This window comes from Paenibacillus sp. EKM10P (assembly GCF_011800655.1).
Taxonomy (GTDB): Bacteria; Bacillota; Bacilli; order Paenibacillales; family Paenibacillaceae; genus Paenibacillus; species Paenibacillus polymyxa.
Map to the genome: position 1 here is coordinate 28,516 of NZ_JAALET010000005.1, position 19,209 is coordinate 47,724.

General features: G+C 47.2%; 15 protein-coding genes. 1 reads left to right on the forward strand and 14 read right to left on the reverse strand.

All coding sequences use genetic code 11. From position 1 onward, the window contains the following. Positions 1–16: 16 nt before the first annotated feature. The 3 genes from HFE01_RS14665 to HFE01_RS14675 form a co-directional block, all read right to left on the reverse strand. Positions 17–2,773: a PHB depolymerase family esterase gene (locus HFE01_RS14665; protein WP_167438419.1), complete on the reverse strand. Its 2,757-nt coding sequence runs from the start codon at positions 2,771–2,773 to the stop codon at positions 17–19. A 194-nt stretch (positions 2,774–2,967) separates the two neighbouring features. Beyond that, entirely contained in the window at positions 2,968–4,098 is a 1,131-nt protein-coding gene (locus HFE01_RS14670; RefSeq protein ID WP_016821133.1) for a bifunctional cystathionine gamma-lyase/homocysteine desulfhydrase, read from the reverse strand. Position 4,099: 1 nt separating this feature from the next. After that, positions 4,100–5,023: a PLP-dependent cysteine synthase family protein gene (locus HFE01_RS14675; RefSeq protein ID WP_016821132.1), complete on the reverse strand. Its 924-nt coding sequence runs from the start codon at positions 5,021–5,023 to the stop codon at positions 4,100–4,102. Between the two features lie 253 nt (positions 5,024–5,276). Between HFE01_RS14675 and HFE01_RS14680 the strand changes: the two genes are divergently transcribed. Continuing rightward, positions 5,277–5,639, forward strand: coding sequence for a hypothetical protein (locus tag HFE01_RS14680; RefSeq protein WP_090886962.1), 363 nt, complete (start codon positions 5,277–5,279; stop codon positions 5,637–5,639). Positions 5,640–5,756: 117 nt separating this feature from the next. Here the strand turns inward: HFE01_RS14680 and HFE01_RS14685 are convergent, their stop codons facing one another. From HFE01_RS14685 to HFE01_RS14735, 11 genes are all read right to left on the reverse strand, one after another. Beyond that, positions 5,757–6,056 carry a DUF6509 family protein gene (locus HFE01_RS14685; RefSeq protein ID WP_019687094.1) on the reverse strand — a complete coding sequence of 100 codons (300 nt, stop codon included), beginning with the start codon at positions 6,054–6,056 and terminating at the stop codon, positions 5,757–5,759. Next, positions 6,050–8,017: an ATP-dependent DNA helicase gene (locus HFE01_RS14690; protein WP_025364739.1), complete on the reverse strand. Its 1,968-nt coding sequence runs from the start codon at positions 8,015–8,017 to the stop codon at positions 6,050–6,052. Before HFE01_RS14690 ends, HFE01_RS14685 begins: the two co-directional genes overlap by 7 nt. Before the next feature lie 223 nt (positions 8,018–8,240). Beyond that, on the reverse strand, positions 8,241–9,245 hold the full coding sequence (locus HFE01_RS14695; protein WP_167438420.1) for an ABC transporter substrate-binding protein: 1,005 nt from the start codon (positions 9,243–9,245) through the stop codon (positions 8,241–8,243). 113 nt (positions 9,246–9,358) lie between these two features. Further along, the gene (locus HFE01_RS14700; protein ID WP_243208197.1) at positions 9,359–9,865 is read right to left on the reverse strand and encodes an RDD family protein; all 507 of its coding nucleotides are present in this window, start codon (positions 9,863–9,865) and stop codon (positions 9,359–9,361) included. A gap of 387 nt (positions 9,866–10,252) precedes the next feature. Further along, positions 10,253–11,395 carry a glycoside hydrolase family 88 protein gene (locus HFE01_RS14705; RefSeq protein ID WP_167438421.1) on the reverse strand — a complete coding sequence of 381 codons (1,143 nt, stop codon included), beginning with the start codon at positions 11,393–11,395 and terminating at the stop codon, positions 10,253–10,255. A gap of 56 nt (positions 11,396–11,451) precedes the next feature. Beyond that, positions 11,452–13,362 carry a glycosyl hydrolase gene (locus tag HFE01_RS14710; protein WP_167438422.1) on the reverse strand — a complete coding sequence of 637 codons (1,911 nt, stop codon included), beginning with the start codon at positions 13,360–13,362 and terminating at the stop codon, positions 11,452–11,454. Positions 13,363–13,378: 16 nt separating this feature from the next. Then, the gene (locus HFE01_RS14715) at positions 13,379–15,301 is read right to left on the reverse strand and encodes a heparinase II/III domain-containing protein (protein ID WP_167438423.1); all 1,923 of its coding nucleotides are present in this window, start codon (positions 15,299–15,301) and stop codon (positions 13,379–13,381) included. Between the two features lie 201 nt (positions 15,302–15,502). Beyond that, positions 15,503–16,495 (reverse strand): cation diffusion facilitator family transporter, encoded by a 993-nt coding sequence (locus tag HFE01_RS14720; RefSeq protein WP_016821124.1) that lies wholly within the window; start codon positions 16,493–16,495, stop codon positions 15,503–15,505. Positions 16,496–16,725: 230 nt separating this feature from the next. Then, the gene (gene rpsN, locus HFE01_RS14725; protein ID WP_016821123.1) at positions 16,726–16,995 is read right to left on the reverse strand and encodes a 30S ribosomal protein S14; all 270 of its coding nucleotides are present in this window, start codon (positions 16,993–16,995) and stop codon (positions 16,726–16,728) included. Between the two features lie 264 nt (positions 16,996–17,259). Then, a complete protein-coding gene (locus tag HFE01_RS14730) occupies positions 17,260–18,228 on the reverse strand; it encodes an ABC transporter ATP-binding protein (RefSeq protein WP_016821122.1) in 969 nt (322 codons plus the stop codon). Continuing rightward, positions 18,221–19,204 carry an ABC transporter ATP-binding protein gene (locus tag HFE01_RS14735; protein WP_167438424.1) on the reverse strand — a complete coding sequence of 328 codons (984 nt, stop codon included), beginning with the start codon at positions 19,202–19,204 and terminating at the stop codon, positions 18,221–18,223. The genes HFE01_RS14730 and HFE01_RS14735 overlap by 8 nt, the downstream gene beginning before the upstream one ends. Positions 19,205–19,209: the final 5 nt, after the last annotated feature.

The following is a 19,209-nucleotide window of genomic DNA, read 5'->3' on the forward strand; positions in this document are numbered from 1 at the left end:
AACACACTTGAATCTTTCATTGGCCTTGTAGCTTATGCTGAGCATGCCTAATGGAAGTAAAGTTAAATGCTCGTACTCCCTTGCTATCATACACAATAATCTCTTTATTCAAATACGGGTGTAGACCATTAAAATATCCGGGCATAATCAGTCTGCGCATAAAAAGGTTTTTACCCAGCAGACGGGGTGAATTGGTCGCTACGACAAGCATCTGCTGGGTTGCAGACCATGGACTAGGCTGAATATATGACAAACAGTAATCGCCTGCCGTAAAATCGTCACCCCATGCATACCCGTCCTCGGTACATGCAATTTGAAGATGAGCTTGATACTTCTGAAGCAGCTCATGTCTGGACAAGCCTGAAGTGATACAAATCACGTTGCTATCAGCCATCTCTTTCTCTGAAATATCTTTAGAAGAGACCACAGGATAATGAACACCAATGTACGGATTCCAAGTCGCTGTTCGTGGGCTAGCCAAGGCGTTCGCCGTCCGTCTCACCGCCTGCTCCTCCTCCGGTGTAGCATAGCTGGATGGAAGGACAATGTGAAGTCGATCCATATAAACGTCAAGTACACCCATACCGTGACTAGCACCATTTCTTCCCACGCTTTGCAAACCCGCAATACTCTTAGCTGCATCCGCATTTTTGGTGGAGTCTTCACTGCTCCCTCCCTCCCGTTCAGCAATCAAACGGTATTCGGGTGAGGGGCGTTTGTGCGAGTGTGTTTTAACAAAGCGAAAGCGGCTGTATTCTCGTAAATCCAACATGAAAATGCGGGCTCCAATACGAACCTGAGCGAGTTCCAAGGACATGTCCTCTTGCGAGAGATGAATCACAAATTCTTCTGCGTGAACAGCCTCAATATCCAATTCACCAGTGGAGCTCATTTCGCCATACAACTCCGCATATTCCTCGTTTTCATCCATGCGCGTCAGTTCCAGCCAGTAAGCCCGATTATGTCTGCCCCGTTCCGTCCGATAGGCAATACGCTGAGGCACAACATCTCTTTTCCATTGCATAAGCCAACCCAGTATGCCGTCCAAAAGTCTTAACTCATGCGTATCCCAATGATTAGACTGCCGCTCTATCACACCTTTAAAATGGTTCGATGAAAGCTCTGTTACAGGAGCTGTGTATGCTTGGGCAAATAAATAATCCTGGTCACCACATACATCTAATATTGGCATATTGATCAAATTTTTCAGATGCTTGGGATGTGGTGCCCCTGAGATTACTGCAATAGCTGCAAACCGAGAAGGATAAGCCTGTGCCATCGCCCAGGCAGCATATGCGCCGTTCGAATACCCCGTTAGATAGATACGTTCTTCGTCCACTCGGTACGCTTGCAGTATGACATCTAGTCCCTCCAAAAAAGCTGCTTCTCCAATATAACTGCCCAGCGTAACGCCACGACACGAAAAAGTAACAAATATAGCTTCGTCTTCCCAGCCCTGCCCAAAACCTCTATTCTGAAAATCTGGTAGCCCCAGCTCATATCGCTTGCCAGGCATTAGAACGATCAGAGGATACCGTCGCTCAGCCGTGTAGTTGCTGGGAAGCTGGATTGTATACCGTTGTAAACTATTGTCCAAACGGGAGACAAAAAAACCTTCGCCAATGCCGTCAGCCGTCAAAAAAATATGTTCTTTCTGGAGCACCGATGGGTGCTGTGACTGTTCGGTATGTCCATGCATAAAAATTTGTTTTAATAGCTTGATATATTCACGCACCACCCGTGAATCCCAGATTTCAAAAGGATCTTCCGGCAAATCCGTTAATCTTTTTAATTCCTCAAGCAGGCCCTCTATTTGTATTTTCTGCGCAGAATGAAGAACATCTTTGGCGCAGGCTTGAATGAGATGATCATACTCTTCCTGTAAGCACTCCACGACGACTGACAAAGGCCGCACAAGTACCGAATACACAAAATGATGTTCTACGGCCTCATGATCCCGATATGTAACGGTGAAGTGCAGCATTCCCGTCTTCCTGGCCTTCTCCTCATCCCAGGCGTAGCTTTGCTCCTGCTCCCAATGGGCTGTAAACCGATCCAGCTTCATACCCTCATCATTCGTTACCTCGACCCATAACGTTTGATCTGAGGGAAGAAGTATCCGATCCTTACGCAGCAAGTAAAATAGGATCGGGCTGTTTTCTCCTTCCCTGCCAGCACTTTGCTCAACTTCTAACCAAGCCATATGATTACGTATATTACGCTCTACGAATTCACGATGCAGTTCTATCACATCTGGTTCATCGCATACCTGATTTCCACTGATACGAATAGAACGAGCCTCATCAGGAATAAACGCAGCAATGATAACGACCGTGTGGTCACCTTCCTCCAGATATAAGCGAAAGGGTCCAGATTCTGCATATACCAATGTTCCATCTATCCAAATTTGTCCAGTTCCTTCAAACGGTCTGAAAATCACTTCCTGTGCTGTCATACAACGTAGATTTGAAACCAGCAAAAGTCTTTCTTGTTCAGCCAAAGGCGGAAAAACACCTAGATTCAGTTCAGAGGTCCGGGGATCAAGCTCGGTCAATAACCGGCATGCTGCCCTTCCCCCTGCTGAAAGCTCAATTCCATCTTCACTACAAGCCTTTTCCAAATTCCATTCCTCATGCGTAAAATGACTAGACCATTCCCTGCCCACACCACAATTTTCCGGAAGCTCGACTGGACCGACTGCATAAGCAGACGCCAGACGTACCGGATGATCCAACAGCACAGTAGTTGCCTTTTCCAGATGTGTGAACCTCATAACATTCCCCCTCCAGGTTTTTGTTTCCTCAGAGACGTAGCCGCGTTATATTCGGTTTAACCTTCAAATGAACTATATAAAACTATTCGTTGTCACCTCTATGTACTCCTTTGTGCTTTCCAAAAAAGAAGCTATTCTCACAACAAAAAAAGAGGCAGCTTCTGCCACCTCTCTGGATCATTATGCTTATTTTCTTACAATGCTGATTGCAAGTCTTCGATCAAATCCTCCAGATCTTCAATCCCAACCGAAATCCGTACCAAGCCCTCGGTAATACCTAGCTCTGCGCGACGTTCTGCGGGAATGGAGGCATGCGTCATACGTGCCGGAACGCTAATCAGACTTTCAACCGCTCCCAGGCTCTCAGCCAGTGTAAAATACTGCACTTTTTTCAGGAGGGCAACCGCGTTGGCATCGCTACCTACATCAAACGAAATGATGCCGCCAAAGCCTTCAGCTTGAGTTTTGGACAGCTCGTGCTGTGCATGGCTTTCCAACCCAGGGTAGTACACCTTACTAACCTTCGGATGCTTTTCCAAAAAGGCTGCAATTTCCTTTGCATTTTTCTCGATTGCTTCCATACGCAGACCCAAGGTTTTGATACCGCGGATCAATAACCAGGAATCCTGCGGGCCGAGAATACCGCCAATGGCGTTTTGTAGAAAATGAAGCTGCTCGCCCAGCTCTTCACTGTTGACTACAGCCAAACCGGCTACAACATCGCTGTGTCCACCCAAATATTTGGTTGCCGAGTGAACGACGATATCAGCCCCGAGTGTAATTGGCGTCTGCCAGTAAGGGGTAGCAAATGTATTGTCCACAATCAATAAAAGCTCATGCTTTTTCACCAGCTCTGAAACCGCGCGGATATCAGTAACTTTCAACAGCGGGTTGGTTGGTGTTTCGACATACAATGCCTTCGTATTGGGACGGATTGCTTGGGAAATAGCCTCCAGATCAGTTGTATCCACAAATGTGGACTCAATCCCGATCCGACTAAGCACCTTGCTTACAATACGATAAGTGCCCCCGTATACATCATCGGTCAACAAAATATGATCCCCTGCTTTAAACAAGGAAAATACTGCATGAATCGCTGCCATACCGGAACCGAAAGCAAAACCACGTTTGCCTTCCTCCAGTTCCTTGATCAGCTCTTCCAGTGCAAACCGGGTCGGGTTGCCTGTACGCGAATATTCGTATCCCTTATGAACGCCGATTTCCTCTTGCTCATAAGTACTTACCTGATAAATAGGAACGTTAACCGCACCAGTATGAGGATCGGTAGGGAGTCCACCGTGAATCAGTTTTGTTTTGCGTCTCATTTTAAATCCCGCCTTCATATATTTTTTTACTCAGATAACGTTCACTGCTATCTGGGAAAATGGTGACAATATGTGCACCATCCGGTGCGCTCTCTGCTTCCAGTAAAGCAGCGTGCAGGGCTGAACCGGAGGAACTGCCGACGAGAATACCCTCACGTTCCGCCAGTTCCTTGACGCGGTTGAATGCGTCCACATCGCTAATGGTATGAATGGCATTAAAAAAGCCTTTGTCCACAAACTCAGGGATTAATTCCATGCCGATCCCTTCTGTTTTATGAGGGCCTGACTCGCCACCATTCAGAATGGACCCTTCAGGCTCTACGATGACCGTTTTAATGGCTGCATTCTGCTCCTTAAGATAACGCGAGGTTCCCATAAATGTGCCCCCCGAGCCTGCTCCTGCCACAAATACGTCCACTTTACCGTCCAGATCGTTCCAAATTTCAGGTCCCATTGTCGTATAATAAGCCTCTGGATTATCAGGATTGCTAAATTGCTGTGGCAAGTATGCGTCTTTGATTTCAGCAGCCAATTGCTTTGTCTTTTCAATGGCTCCCTTCATCCCCTCACTTGTCGGGGTATGAACGATCCGTGCTCCCAATGCCTTCATCAGGTCCTGCTTCTCCTGGCTGAACTTCTCTGGCACAGCAAAAATAACCGAGATATCATAATGAAGCGCGGCCATCGCAAGACCAATACCTGCATTGCCTGCTGTTGCTTCTATTAAAGTCCCGCCCGGCTTCAACTGGCCTGTCTTTAATGCTTTTTCAATTAGAGCCTTTCCCACCCGGTCCTTCACGCTGCCGCCGGGATTCATAAACTCCAGCTTGGCGAACAGGCGAATTCCTCTGGGTAGAGAATAGCTATTCAGCTCCACTAATGGCGTGCGCCCGATGAGTTCAAGGGTATTGCGATATACATTCATAATTTCAAGCTCCTTTTAATGGCGAATCCAAAATAAACCAACGGTCAAAAATTAGCGCCCATTGTCGGAGAAATTCGCTATCTTCTCCAAAAACATAGTAATGCGGTAAGTATTTATGCAATAAGATTTTATGTGTATTTGAAGCTTTTGTCAAATGGACCAGTCACAACACCCACACCCTTGATATCCTGCCTCGATATGATGGAGAATAATCTCTCAAAATTCCCTTTTCTAACATAGGAGGATGCTATCTATGGGTAAGCAATGCTTAAAGATAGCTGCCGTATATTTTGCCCTCGGTGCGCTGCTTAGTGCAATCATTGGCGTGTCGGGTGATTATAGCCTGTCCCCTATTCAGTCCCATATCCATTTACTGGGTTGGACGACTCTTGGGATCATAGGTCTAATCTATGTGGCCTTTCCTGCACTTTCAGTTACGATTTTGGCACGTATCCATTTTTGGATACATAACATCAGTCTGCCAGTGTTGATATTGGCGATTATAGGTAAAAATTACGCGATTGTAGAGGCTGGAGTGTGGAGCGTCATAGGATGGGTCTTACTGGCAGCGGGTATTATGCTATTTATGGTGAATATGTGGGACAGACTGCGTTAGAGCACGTAGGTTCACTTCACTGGTCATAGAAAAAAGGAGCCTGGTCATTGCCAAGGCTCCTTAATATTCTCATTATAGGTTGCAATATATAGCTGTGCTAGCTATGTGCCCTTACTGTTAATTTACTGCTCCATCCTGTACATGTTCTTTACAGAAGTTTTCAACTGCTTGCAGCTCATCCTCTTCAAGTTCAAGCTCGATGTAACGATCCGTTGCTTTTTCAAACAATTCATACTTCAGTAGTCCTGTCTTTCCTTCGTCTACTAAATAAAGAGCACGGATATATATTCCGTTTTCAGTGTATAGCTCGTCGTCTTCCTCTACCTCTATCTCAATGATAAATTCATAACGCTGTCCACTCAAAATACCAAAAGCATCTTTAATTTGATCTACTGTATATGCTGTAAAATTCAACATGTTTTTATTCCCTCCGGTTTTCCTTCAATTACGGTGCATTCTACGCCCGCAGGCAGTAGTTGTTCAACTTGTGTGCGTACTTCTGGACGATTCAAATCGTGACCCATGATCGAGATCCAGCCCTGATCATTACGCGAGCGGATTAAACGCCCTATGCCCTGTCGGAGCCTAAGTGCCATGTGAGGCATATCTATCTCATTGAACGGATCTGCTGCATCCTTGCGCAAAGCCGTAAAAACCGGATCGTTCGGAGGAAATGGCAGCGACCAGATGATAACATGTGACAGGGATGGTCCAGGGATGTCCAATCCTTCCCATAATGTAACAGCGCACAACACACTCTCCACATCATTCTGAAAAGCGGAGATCAGATGGCTGATTTCAGCCGAACCTTCATACAGAAAACGATAGGCAGATGCCTCTGGGTAAGCAGCGAGTCCCCTTTGGAAGGCAGTCAGTTCCTCCTGAGAAGGAAACAGGATAAGCGCTCTTCCCTGCGATTTCTTCAGTAGCGTCAGCGCTCTCTGGATTGGATTATGTCCCGCTTGCAACGGGTACAATGCCGCTTGCATCTGATCACTGTAGTCATAAGGTGAAGCGACGGAAAACGTTAACGGGTTTTCAATACCCAGACTCTGCGCCATATAGTCAAATGAACCCTCCACGGAAAGTGTAGCCGAAGAGAATACGATTGGAATATGCTGCGCAAATACTCGTTCTTTGAGAATCTCTTTTACCATCTTCGGCATAACCACAAGCGTTAATCCATCCTGGTCCTCCGTCACCCACGAGATGAGAAGTTCAGGACGCTTAAACAAAGCCAAAGCAGTTTGAATCATTTCCAAATGTTCTTCTACAATTTTGACTTGATACTCATCCAGAGAGAATAACCCGCTTTCAAACACAAGCTCTTCCTCGATCGTGCCGATCAGTTCACCAAAACGGTTCACCTCCCGAATCAACGATTCATTCAGGATAAACTCCTTGCGATTAGACCCCTGTACTGGCTGACTGTTCTTATTGAGCGCGGCGAACAATGCCTCGCTTTGGGAGATTGCATCTTCGATCGTCATAGCCAGAGATTCCCGCACTTCCCCCTCTAGCAGTCGGGTAATAATAGACTCAAATTGAGTGTGCTTAAGCTTGTAAGTAAGCGCATTTTGTGCTGCTGTCTCCAGCAAATGCCCTTCATCAAAAACAACAGAGCTGTGCTCTGGCAGCAACGGCAGCTGACCCTCGCGCTTTCGCGCTTCGTAGGTCCATACATGCTCCATGTAAAAGTCGTGAGAGCAGATGACCAGATCTGCCGCTTTGCGGTAATGATCACGAGACAACGTCTGTCCGCAACGATGGCGCTGATGACAAACGAGACAGTCTTGAAATACATCCCATCCCAGTCTGCTCCACTGTCCATCTGTTAGCTCGGGATACTCTTTCCGGTTCCCGTATGGAGTGAAGGACTGTAACGTATCTGGAAAATGAACAAAATCAGGCAGACCCTGATAAATATCGCGGAAAACATCTGCGTCCTCATCCAGTCCGCTTCGCCCCTCATCCAGCTTGTTCAGGCAAATATATTGATCCGGTGACTTCCCCAATCGAGCATCAATCGTCAAGCTTAAGTGCCGTGCCAGCTTGGCGATATCTCCTTCTGGCTTCACCAGTTGTTCAATCAATGATTCATCCGCACAGGCGATAATCGCCGGTTTTCTCATGTATCTGGCATATGCAATAGCGTACAGCAGGTATACCAGCGTTTTGCCAGTGCCTACACCTGCTTCTGCAAAAATGGTCTTTTTTTCCTTATAGGCACGTTCCAGCTGGAATGCCATATAAATTTGTTCATCCCGAACCTCAAAGCCGACTTCAGGCAAAACTTCATAAAATACATCTGCAATCCAGTCACTTGCCTGCTCAATAAACGGCTTGGACGGATCAAAGGCAAAAGGGTAAGTAGTCAATCGGGCTGTGCCTCCAATTCGTTCATAATGTGCATCCTTTCATTATAACGCAAAACAAGCTAAAAAGAACATGTAAACTGTAAGAATAACTTACATTTTTTATTTTTCATGAAATTCTATAAAAGATAGGACATCGAGGGGTTCGTTCGTGAGGACGTAACACTGCCATAATGAAAAAACAAAGGAACCAGCAAATGCTTTCAGGCACTGGCTGGTTCCTTATTTACTTTTGCTTCATCAAATCTGGAATTTGTTCCAGCAATCGTTCTCTCGTAATGGCATCATCAAAATTCCACGAGCTGTCAAGCGTATAAACCCGTTTATTCTGAACGGCAGGAATCGTTTTCCACACTTCACTATTCATCAGGTTTCTGGTCGTTGCAATTGTTTCTTCACTCTGATCCGACAGAATAAAGAGTTCATCCCCGATAAATGAAGGAAGTACCTCGTTAGAAATGGTAGCAAAGCGCTCTTTTTTATCAATCAAGTCTGTCTGTACCTTGGAAGCTGGTATAAAACCGAGCATATCATACAACGACACGGATATACCCTGATGTCCCATAACATACAGGTTATCCCCCATAACTAACAGCACTGTTGCTGTCTCTCCCGGCTTAATATCAACATCCAGCTTGGCCTTCATTTGTTTGGCCTTCTCGTCATATAAGGTTTTAAACCGATCTGCCTCTTTAGTTTTCCCAAGAAGTTTACCTAGCTCCTGCATACGTTCAAAATTTGCCAATTCGGAATTAAGAACCACGGTAGGTGCAATTTTAGCTAACGTGTCAATCGTCTTTACATCCCAATTATCGAAAAGAATAAGGTCTGGTTTCAGCATCGTCAGCTTTTCCAGATTCACCGGGTAGCCTATATCGATAATATCCTTGGTAAGGTCTGCGTACACTATTTGTGACTGAATGACACTCAGACTCGCACCTGCTGGTCGTACACCCAAGGCAAGCAAATCCCCTGGATCACTGCCTACATAAACAATTTTCTGCGGATTTACCGGAATCGTGACTTTACGTTTTTGAAAGTCTGTATATTCCCGGGTGGTCGGCGTTGTAGATGCCGTTTCCTTTTGCTCCGTGCTGTTTGTAGCCTGTCCTGCCGTAAGGGAAGTTTGGGCACCATTTTCTTGTGAGCTACAAGCTGAAAGTACAATGGCTATAATGAGCATTACACTCGTCAGCACGGGGCAACGAGGCGATATTTTTATATGTTGCATATGATGTATCCTCCAAGTTATGTATTTTCATAGAAAATGATAATCATTATCATTCACTTTATATTACATAATAGTCCCATCTTCTGCAACGGCGATTTCCTTAATTCATCATATTAGAAGCTAACTGAAGGCAAGGACGATTGCTGTTCATGTCGCTGCAACTCTTTTTTATTTACAACTAAGGTGCTGGCACAAAGATCGTGGACTCCCTGTTTTTTCGCAGTAAAAGCGACCACAATGTAAATAAGACGTAAAATCACAAAAGAAATGGCTTTAATCCAGTAACGCCCTGAGGCATGTAAGAATCCAAGACGCTTTCCTTCCTTATCTACAACAACTAAAGAGAACACAAGCTTACCTGGTGTTGCTCTTACCTTCGACGACTCCCATAATACACAGTACAGCCATGGCACCATGAGCCAAAAGATTAGCGGCCACCACAAAAGCAGCATTTGTATGAACACCGTCTCCTTTATACCCAAAATATCTGGGATGATGTAAATTGCTCCCCCTATTGAAAGGATTATGGCAGTAAGGATGATCAGATCAATCACAAACGCTGCCGTTCTCACCCAAAATCCTCCGTAAATCTTTCTTACACTATCACTTGTTACTGTCATAATGATGCATAACTCCTTTGCATTCGTTAAAATCCATTTTATCCCTTTACCCAAAGAGATATCATAGGTTCACTTCCCTAATTTGTCAATTTAAGAAGAAACGCTATATACAAGTGAAAAGACCTATTTCCATGCATTAAAGTGGACATTTTTATAGGATTTAAGAGCTTATATACCGTGATTTTACTCTGATTAGGCACGAAATAAGCGCTGCTACAGTCTCTTATCTACCTACACGTAGTACTTTGGCATCGAATTAAAATCAGCCTTTTCACGCATAAAAAAACAGCGTATGTGTAAATGAGTTTACACATACGCTGCCTCACTATTTATTATATCGATTTGACAAGCAACAACTCAGCTCGAATGAGCTTGTTCCTGCCCATCTTACTCACTATATTTTTTGCCCTCCACACTAAACAAACCTTCCTCACCACGCAGCTTTGCCAATGCTTCGACAAAGAAATAATCGCCGTAGATGATGGGCACATTGATGTGTTTTTGCTCAGGATAATGTACGGTTCCGTTCATCAGCAATCCCTCATGTTCTTCGCCCCATGCCGTACACGTTTGATGCAAACCCTGAAGGATGGACTCTGCAGCTTTGGTAAATGGCTCAGCACGTGTCGAATATTTTGCCAGTTCCAGCAAACCACTGGCGGCAATGGCCGCTGCCGACGAATCCCATGCTTGGCAGTGCCCTTCTACTGCTCTAAAGTCCCATACTGGCAGACAAGCATCGCCCAACTGGGACAGGAAAAAGTCAGCCGTGTTCTCGGCCACCTTTAAATAACGCGGATCGCGTGTGTATCCATACGAAAGCGTAAAACCGTACAAAGCCCAAGACGTGCCACGTGCCCAGGCGGAACCGGGAGCAAATCCCTGTCCGCCATGCTCAGCGACCTTTTTTCCAATCTCCGGATCGAACTCAACCACATGCGCAATGGAGCCGTCCGAACGGACGAACTCACGTGCCACGGTATCTGCATGCTGGACAGCGAGAGCCGCAAAGCGTGGATCTCCACTTTCCTCCGAGGCCCAATAGAGCAAGGGTAAATTCATCATACTGTCTATAATCGCAACACCCCGTGTATCCATATCCTTCGAGTGGAAGTTCCACGCGCGAATAAAGCGGCCATTTACGTTAAAACGGGCAGCCAGCAAATTAGCAGCCAATAACCCCCGTCTTCTGGACTCTGAATCTCCAGTCAACCGATGGGCGGCCACACCGCTGAGCAGCCAAATAAAACCGAGATCATGGTCTACAGCTTCGCTATTGTAGAGTATTTTTTCCAACCGGGCCTCACACCGTTGTGCAATTTTGGCAGACTCCCAATCAGGACGTGCTCGATGGGCCAGCCATAGCAGTCCCGGATAAAAGCCTGCTGTCCACCACGCTTCCTCACGATTATCATAACGTCCACCCTCTGCAACATGTGGAAAGGCGTCCCCCAGTCTTGCCGCCAAGGCAAGCGTTTTATCCAATGCCAGCTCCCACGATTGCTCCAGCCACGCTTCTGATTTTATCATTCCTTTTTCCCTCTCCCTTTCCACATGATTGAAGATAACTATGGCTCCCGAACTATCTATTCAGGTAACCGAATGATAAAGGAAATGCGACTGCCGCCACACTCTAGACGCGCTCCCTTAAGTAAACCATTTCGGCAGGCTACGGCAGTCAATTCATCCGGCCATACGACGTTTGTTCCTTCCGTCGTGGGGATGACTTCAAGACTTGCGCCTGCGTATTCTACGCGAATGCTTTCGGTTTCTTCCCCGGCTGCCATCACATGATGAATCACACTTCGTTCCCGACCGTCATACGCCATCAATGGAATAAGTGCTCCCACATTCTGAATATTGCCCTGAAGCTCATACGACACTTCAATTTTGCCGGGCACCTGACGATAATGCGTTCGGATTTCCCTCACCCCCGGGAATGGACCTTCCCACAGCAGAGTGAAATCTGTCTCTCCATCAGACGCTGAGCTGCGCTCCATCTGTACGTTTCCTCCGCCATCCTGCGGATCAATCCCTCCATCACGATCGAACTCCAATGTACCGGGGATTCCTTCTGACAAGCTGTGCCACTTTCCGTCTTCGGTTTGCCAGGCTGGTGTATAGCTCAGCGGGAAAATATCTCCCTCCGCGAAACCCGTAAAGCCGCGATCTGCGTGTCCTGCTGAGGATGGGCCGATCAGAGACGGCAGCGCAGAACGTTGAATACGTACGATGCCCGGAATATTGTACGGATCGTTGATTGAGGTCTGAACAAGCATTTGCTGCCCGTCTACAGCTGCAATGACGGTCTGAAACCAGCCGTCCGTTGCCAACACCCGACTGCCGATCTCCGCCGGGATAGAGGTCGGAGGAATACGATCAATCTCCTTCCCATGTAGGAGGGTATGGGCCAGCACCGCTGCCGTCCACAGACTGTAGCAGGTATGATTCGAGTACACCTCAAAGCCATGGCGTGCCTCAGACGAATAATGGTTGCGGACGATATGCAGCTTGCCATCATCGGTCTGCCATCGGCTAATGGATTGCCAGCATAGATCTGCTGCCCGCCGAAATGCACCTGCAAGCCCATGCTCGCCTGCTGTATACGCCTGCTGCGCATGTGTTGTAAAAACAAAGGCCGCAGCCGCTTCGTTCCATTGGTGTTGCGCGCTTCTTCCACGCGGAGGAATTTCCCCATGCGGGGATAAAGTCAGCAATGAGCTGAGTGCTCCCCTGCGAAGGTAGTCACGCACTTCGAGAGCACAGCCGCCATTATATCCGTTCTCCAGCATCACGCCCAGATGAAACCGTGTGACAATATCGTAGGCGAATGGGCTATTGGGCCGATCCAGCGGACCATCTTGGTACAGCCCCAAACTGGTAAAGCGAGGTAAGTGGTAGTTGCGGATATACGTCTCCATCCACTCAGAATCGGCTGCAATCCCTTCAGTGGCACGTAAAAACTCGCCGGAAATCATGATCGCATTCCAGTTGATCATCCGGTTTGGATTTTTCATTTTGCTCATCGTAAAAATGTAAGTCTGCTCAGGCTGAATCCTGCTCAATTGCTGTTTCCAAGCCGTGGCCTGCTCTGGCAGCAGATTTTTAAGGATACGATACGCCCCCATCATCATAATTGGAAAAAAGTCCGGGTGATGATCTGGCGCTTTTTCCTCGACTACACAGGCTATGCTATGCGTCAAGGCCGCAGCAGCAGACTCAAGTAAATCATGCCGGCCTTCTTTGACCAGCACAGCCGCAGCCAACGCATAGGATGGAGTGGAGTAATACCGTTCACTTTCAGAATGAGGGTCAATGATAGCTCCGTTTTCATCTTGATACAAGGCATATGCACGAACCAGCTTTTCCAGCACAGCCAGCTTACGTTCGTGTGTCCATCCATCATTTTCTCGATTTGGTGCGCTTTCCACCTGTTCTATAAATCTCTCCAGTTCCGTCTGCCAAGGGTATACGCTGCCTGTTTGAAGCTTATTCATTCTGTATGCCTCCCATTCAACATGAAGATTGATGTATGGTAAAAAATAGATTGCAATCGACACTTGCTGAGCCGTTCCCGTTCCAGCGATTGGAATCCAGTTGCAGCGATGTCTTATAAAATACAAAGGGCACTCCGTCATGATCTATATGCTTCACGGCCTCCAGCCTCTGCCTCAGCGCGCCAGCATCATAATTTAGCCTAACCACTGCATTCGTTCCCTTCCATTCCACGAAGCCTGCTCCTGTATTAGGCTGAATACGGCTGATCAAAAGCTCCTCCACATCCCACGGCTTCACGTTCATATCAGACGTTTCAAACTCAAAATGATCTGTGACAGTAAGCCTTGCTCCCTCGTTTCCCTCCAGTACACTCCAGGTAAAGGAACGGGTGAAAACAGCCATTTCATCAACAGCATAAGCAGATGTCAAGTCGAGCTTAAAGCTTGTGACTGTCTGTGCCCCCTCCTGCTCATCCATAGCAACATCCAGCACAACCGCCCTTGCCTTTGCTCCGGATTTCTGTGTGGTCCCATTGATGATAGGCACGGAATGGCCGCTGGAGGAAATATTGATAATCGACTCCCGTCCGGGCGAAAAATAGGCTTTCGTGTACAAGCCTGCTCCCAGATCACAGAGTAGATTTTCGCCGCCGCCATGGAGGATGAAATGTCCAAGATCATTATGATTGTGCGGCTCATTGTTATGCCCACCCTTGGCTGAAAAAGCAAGTACGGCATCTGAATGATCCTGCTGCCCCCCAGATCCATGATGACTAGAACTGAGGCTACGGCACATCAACCAGCCGAGTTGCGGCAAATAATCGATTTCGGCTTCACCGCATCCATACACCAAGGGATTCGTCCAGACTAGGTTACGCAATACATGAGCCCAGCGGCGACACGGATCTTCCAACAAACCAGGTACGCGAAAAGGAAGTGTAGATGGGCGTCCTAGCAAATAATTCACATGAGAGATGAGTCCGGAAGGTAACCGTTCAGTTTCACTACTATCTGAATAATTAGCGAAAATACCGTCCGACAAATGGACCCGTTCTGCGAAGGCTGCGATTTGCCTTACCTTTTCCGAGTTCAAAATATCCACAGCTCCCTCGGTAAACTCACGTAGCATATCGGCAAAATATATAAAGTACCCAAAGCCATACACCCAATAACCTACGCCTTCGGGACATCCCCCGTCCTCTCTGTACCCTGCCAAAAAACAATCCAGTGCGCCCAGCATACGCTCGATGGCTACCGCTTTGGAAAAGTCGTCTTTTGCCAGCAGCAATGCAGCAATTCCGCAACCCGAAGCGCATACTGCCGACCAGTTATGCTCTGCCGTTTCCCAATCATAATGATGAGGCTGCCAAAAAACAGGTTCCAGTACACGGTGTTCAACCTCTTTGTGCACCTGAACGACTACGTGATCAGCCAGCTTTTCTCCAAGCAGCAATAAAATTTCAACCAGCATTTGCGCTGTTTCGGACGCGAATAAATCCACCTGCTGCCAAGGCGGTGTTACAGTGTCCTCTTCGTTGACATGTGCAGGAAGCGCCCAAGTGTACTCGCTGCATATGTCCAGCAGTCCGCTTTCCACCTCTTTCATCTTCCGAGGCACCGGATCGGCAACAGCTGCCAGCACGATAGCAACTAGTCGTCCGCGCCGTTCGAAGTATACATCCTCATACGGCTTGCGCTCCCCTGTATTAGCAAATTGCCGGAACAGAGACAATGGTAGTTCAGGCCAAGGCGCTTCCCGAACATCATTGCAGATGCGTTCGATGTCCTTCCAAAGCTCGGCGAATGCCGGTTTATCGACAGTTGCCCGTAGCCTTTGGGTCCAATTGCTCCATAACCGTTGTCTTGCTGAACCCTGCACTCCGCCAGCCAGCGCGTTGACGAGCCGCGAAGCAGGCCAAGCCTCCTTCAGAAGACTCATTCGCATTTCCTCCCCATGAGAAGCATTCGTTTCACCCTCTTTTTGTTAACGCTTTCATTGTATCTAACAATCAGCCTAAATTCAAAGGGGTAGGAATACAATTGGAAAAATATAAAAGAACCTCCACGCCACGTTGTCGTGGTCATGAAGGTTCTTATTTACATTCTTAAGCTCCGTCCAGGTTCGCTTTGGTCCATTTTTCTAAGCTTTAGGCTTCTCTTGTTTCCAGTTTCTAATCCCGTCATCCTCTAGAATCCCCAATGCGGCATCTGAAATATTAGGATCACGCAGCAGAGCATCCTCGACTCTAAATTTGATATCATCAGCATCGGCCAGCGTCATGCCCGAAGTAAGCTCAATTACCCCTTCGACGTGATAGTAACGCCCCTCCTGCAAAATACGCATTTGAGAAATATCGGTCACATGTGTATCTGCCAGGATAATGGAAGCCACACGTTCTTCGATATCGGGAGGTGCTGATACACCAATCAAGCCCACCATGTTGTCATAACCGACCCGGAACGCTACACCGACCATCAGACAGCCGATGAGAATACTCGAAATTCCGTCCAGCAACTTAAAATCTGTCAGCGATGTGACCACTACAGCTAGCAGGGCGAGTACCCCACCTGTCGTTGCAACCAAATCCTCATAGAACACCAAACGGGTTGGTGGCGCAGCACGTCCCACATGACGAAAGGCAGAGGTAAAAATACTTAGCCCCTTCGCTTCCACTCTGGATTCATGCAGCACTTCTTTCATCGCTTTGCTCCATACAAATCCGTCAACCGCCAATGACAAAACCAGCACCACTACATTAATCCAAAATCCTTGTGCAGATTCAGCCGGATGCTGTAGCAAATGAATTCCTTCCAATGCAGTTTCGTAGGCCATAATCGTTACGACAATAACGGCAACCATACAAAAAAGATTAATTACCCGTCCGAAGCCAGTAGGAAACCGTTTCGTAGGTTTTTTCTCTGCCAATACACTGCCTGCAAATACAAACATTTGGTTCACTGCATCCGCTATGGAATGCATCATTGTAGCAAACATAGAGCCGCTGCCTGTCAAGGCAAAAGCAATCCCCTTAATCAGGGCAATGCCGGTATTACCCAACGCTGCCGAGCCTGAAGATTTATTTCCTTTTTTGACCATACTCCAAAAGGAGTCCTCTCTCTGTTTCACTTCCATCTTGTAACTCCTCCTGAGGTATACATAATCTGACATATCCACATTATGTAATCGCTTGTTATGTATTATTTTTAACCCGTCCATATTCTACCTAACCAGCTGAGGAGAATCAATACAAATGATAATATATTCCTTCTAAAAAGAATGCTCCACGCCACCCTACTGGCATGAAGCATTCTCGTTACAACCTGCTATCAGATAAACATACAAATAATTAATCGGTTTCTAAATTACCAGCTAGATTTCGTAATACCTGGAATTTGGCCTTTATGGGCCAGCTCGCGGAACGCAATTCTGGACAGCTTGAATTTGCGCAGGTATCCTCTCGGTCTGCCTGTCAGCTCGCAACGGTTTTTCAAGCGGGTTGGGGATGAGTCCCGAGGAAGCTTTTGCAAAGCTTCATAGTCCCCTTTTGCTTTTAATTCACGTCTCAAATCCGCATATTTCGCTACAATTTCCTGACGTTTCTTCTCTTTTACGACTTTCGATTTCTTGGCCATGTACAATTCCTCCTTGTTATATATGCCAATCATAAAGGTTCCCCATCGCGATCGCGGGACGGAAGGGCACAAATATGGACATGCTTTTGCATTTTAATAGTAATAATTACGATTAATGTTTAATATACCTCTGCTTCAAGTAGATTGTCAACTCAAACATTTCAAAACACTATACAGCAAAAAGCCGTTGCTCTAGCAGAACCGTTTCATTGCGGTGAACGGTCTGCCGTGACAACGGCACAAAACTTGCTGAGTTAACTTCGTTCATTCAGCCAAATGGCAAGCCACCCAGTGATCTGGGCGAGCTTCACGATAGAATGGAATCTCTTGAGAACAGCGGTCGATTGCAAAGGGGCAGCGCGTATGAAACTTGCAGCCCGAAGGCGGATTCACCGGACTCGGAATATCCCCTTTGAGCAAAATACGTTCTCTTTTTAGCTTCGGCACTGGTATAGGCACAGCCGACAGCAACGCCTTCGTATACGGATGCAGCGGATTGCCGAATAACTCGTCACGCGAAGCTGTTTCGACCATAGAGCCTAGGTACATCACGCCAATACGAGAACATAAATGTTCAACTACGCTCAAATCGTGGGAGATGAACAAATATGTCAGACCCCGCTCGGCCTGCAATTTGGCAAAAAGGTTAATAATCTGCGCCTGTATGGACACATCCAGCGCCGACACCGGCTCATCAGCGATGATCAGATCCGGTTGAAGCGCCAGCGCGCGGGCAATGCCAATCCGTTGACGCTGACCTCCCGAAAATTCATGCGGGAAACGGTCGATATGATATTCCGACAATCCGCACAGCTTAAGTACGTCCAGCACGATCTGCCGGACCTCCTCTTTGGTAGCTATACCGTGGTCGAGCAGCGCCTCACCAATGGCATCTCCGATCCGTACACGCGGATTCAGCGAGCTGTACGGGTCTTGAAAGATCAGCTGAATTTTAGGACGAAGTTCCTGCATCCCTTTGGCCGACAAGCTGTGGAGATCCACCCCTTTGTATTTTACGGTACCATCTGTTTTATCCGTCAATCTGACAATTGTGCGGCCCACCGTGCTTTTACCGCTCCCCGATTCCCCCACCAGACCGAAGGTTTCACCCTGGCGGATCGTAAAGCTTATATCGTCTACTGCCCGCACGTGCCCTGTAGTACGATTCATAAAACCGGACTTCACCGGGAAGTATGTTTTTAAACGGTCTATTTCCAACAACGGTTCAGCCATAAACAACCGCCTCCTCATACAACCAGCAGGATGCTTTCTGCTGAGCTGAAACTTCTTTTAATGTAGGCTCCTTTACACGACAAATGTCCATGCAATGCCCGCAGCGGTCATGAAAATAACAGGAAGTCGTCAGCACCAGTGGATTAGGTACCTGTCCGGGGATGGAATACAGCTCCTTTTGGCGCTGATTAAGCACCGGTTTGGACTTGAGCAACCCCTGTGTATAGGGATGCTTGGGGTGATTGAATAGCTGCACCACTTCGCCTTCCTCGACGATCTTGCCCGCATACATCACGATTACATAATCGGCCATCTCCGCAACAACACCCAGATCATGAGTGATTAGCATGAGCGACATATTGGATTGGGCTTTAAATTCACGCAGCATGTCGAGAATCTGTGCCTGAATTGTTACATCTAGTGCCGTGGTCGGCTCATCCGCAATAAGCAGCTTGGGTCCGCAAGAAACAGCAATAGCAATCATAATTCGCTGCAGCATCCCTCCGCTCAGTTCATGGGGGTAGCTTTTTAAAATCTGCTCCGGTCGGGATATGCCGACCTGTTCAATCAGCTCTAGCGCCCGCTTGCGAGCTTGCTTTCGGCCCATCTTTAAGTGCTCAATCAGTGGCTCAGACAGTTGTTCACCAATGGTCATCACCGGATTTAATGAAGACATCGGCTCCTGAAAAATCATGGAGATTTCATGTCCGCGAATCGTGCGCATCTCATTTCTACTAAGCTCTAGCAGATCGGTTTCCTCAAAACGGATACTTCCACCTGCCACTTTACCACCGGGACTCTGAATCAGGCCCATGATCGACATGGCGGTAATACTTTTGCCGCAGCCCGATTCACCGACAATGCATACCGTCTCCCCCGGCTTCACGCGAAAGCTGATATCATCCACCGCTTTGACCGTTCCTTCTTCTGTATAAAAATGAGTGCTTAAATGTTCAATGGAAAGTAAATTGTCCATGGTGC

What these genes read in the sequence shown, in the direction of transcription:
- HFE01_RS14665 (WP_167438419.1), bottom strand. Translation starts at nt 2,773, where the DNA reads ATGAGGTTCACACATCTGGAAAAGGCAACTACTGTGCTGTTGGATCAT.
- HFE01_RS14670 (WP_016821133.1), bottom strand. Translation starts at nt 4,098, where the DNA reads ATGAGACGCAAAACAAAACTGATTCACGGTGGACTCCCTACCGATCCT.
- HFE01_RS14675 (WP_016821132.1), bottom strand. Translation starts at nt 5,023, where the DNA reads ATGAATGTATATCGCAATACCCTTGAACTCATCGGGCGCACGCCATTA.
- HFE01_RS14680 (WP_090886962.1), top strand. Translation starts at nt 5,277, where the DNA reads ATGGGTAAGCAATGCTTAAAGATAGCTGCCGTATATTTTGCCCTCGGT.
- HFE01_RS14685 (WP_019687094.1), bottom strand. Translation starts at nt 6,056, where the DNA reads ATGTTGAATTTTACAGCATATACAGTAGATCAAATTAAAGATGCTTTT.
- HFE01_RS14695 (WP_167438420.1), bottom strand. Translation starts at nt 9,245, where the DNA reads ATGCAACATATAAAAATATCGCCTCGTTGCCCCGTGCTGACGAGTGTA.
- HFE01_RS14700 (WP_243208197.1), bottom strand. Translation starts at nt 9,865, where the DNA reads ATGACAGTAACAAGTGATAGTGTAAGAAAGATTTACGGAGGATTTTGG.
- HFE01_RS14705 (WP_167438421.1), bottom strand. Translation starts at nt 11,395, where the DNA reads ATGATAAAATCAGAAGCGTGGCTGGAGCAATCGTGGGAGCTGGCATTG.
- HFE01_RS14710 (WP_167438422.1), bottom strand. Translation starts at nt 13,362, where the DNA reads ATGAATAAGCTTCAAACAGGCAGCGTATACCCTTGGCAGACGGAACTG.
- HFE01_RS14715 (WP_167438423.1), bottom strand. Translation starts at nt 15,301, where the DNA reads ATGAGTCTTCTGAAGGAGGCTTGGCCTGCTTCGCGGCTCGTCAACGCG.
- HFE01_RS14720 (WP_016821124.1), bottom strand. Translation starts at nt 16,495, where the DNA reads ATGGAAGTGAAACAGAGAGAGGACTCCTTTTGGAGTATGGTCAAAAAA.
- rpsN (WP_016821123.1), bottom strand. Translation starts at nt 16,995, where the DNA reads ATGGCCAAGAAATCGAAAGTCGTAAAAGAGAAGAAACGTCAGGAAATT.
- HFE01_RS14730 (WP_016821122.1), bottom strand. Translation starts at nt 18,228, where the DNA reads ATGGCTGAACCGTTGTTGGAAATAGACCGTTTAAAAACATACTTCCCG.
- HFE01_RS14735 (WP_167438424.1), bottom strand. Translation starts at nt 19,204, where the DNA reads ATGGACAATTTACTTTCCATTGAACATTTAAGCACTCATTTTTATACA.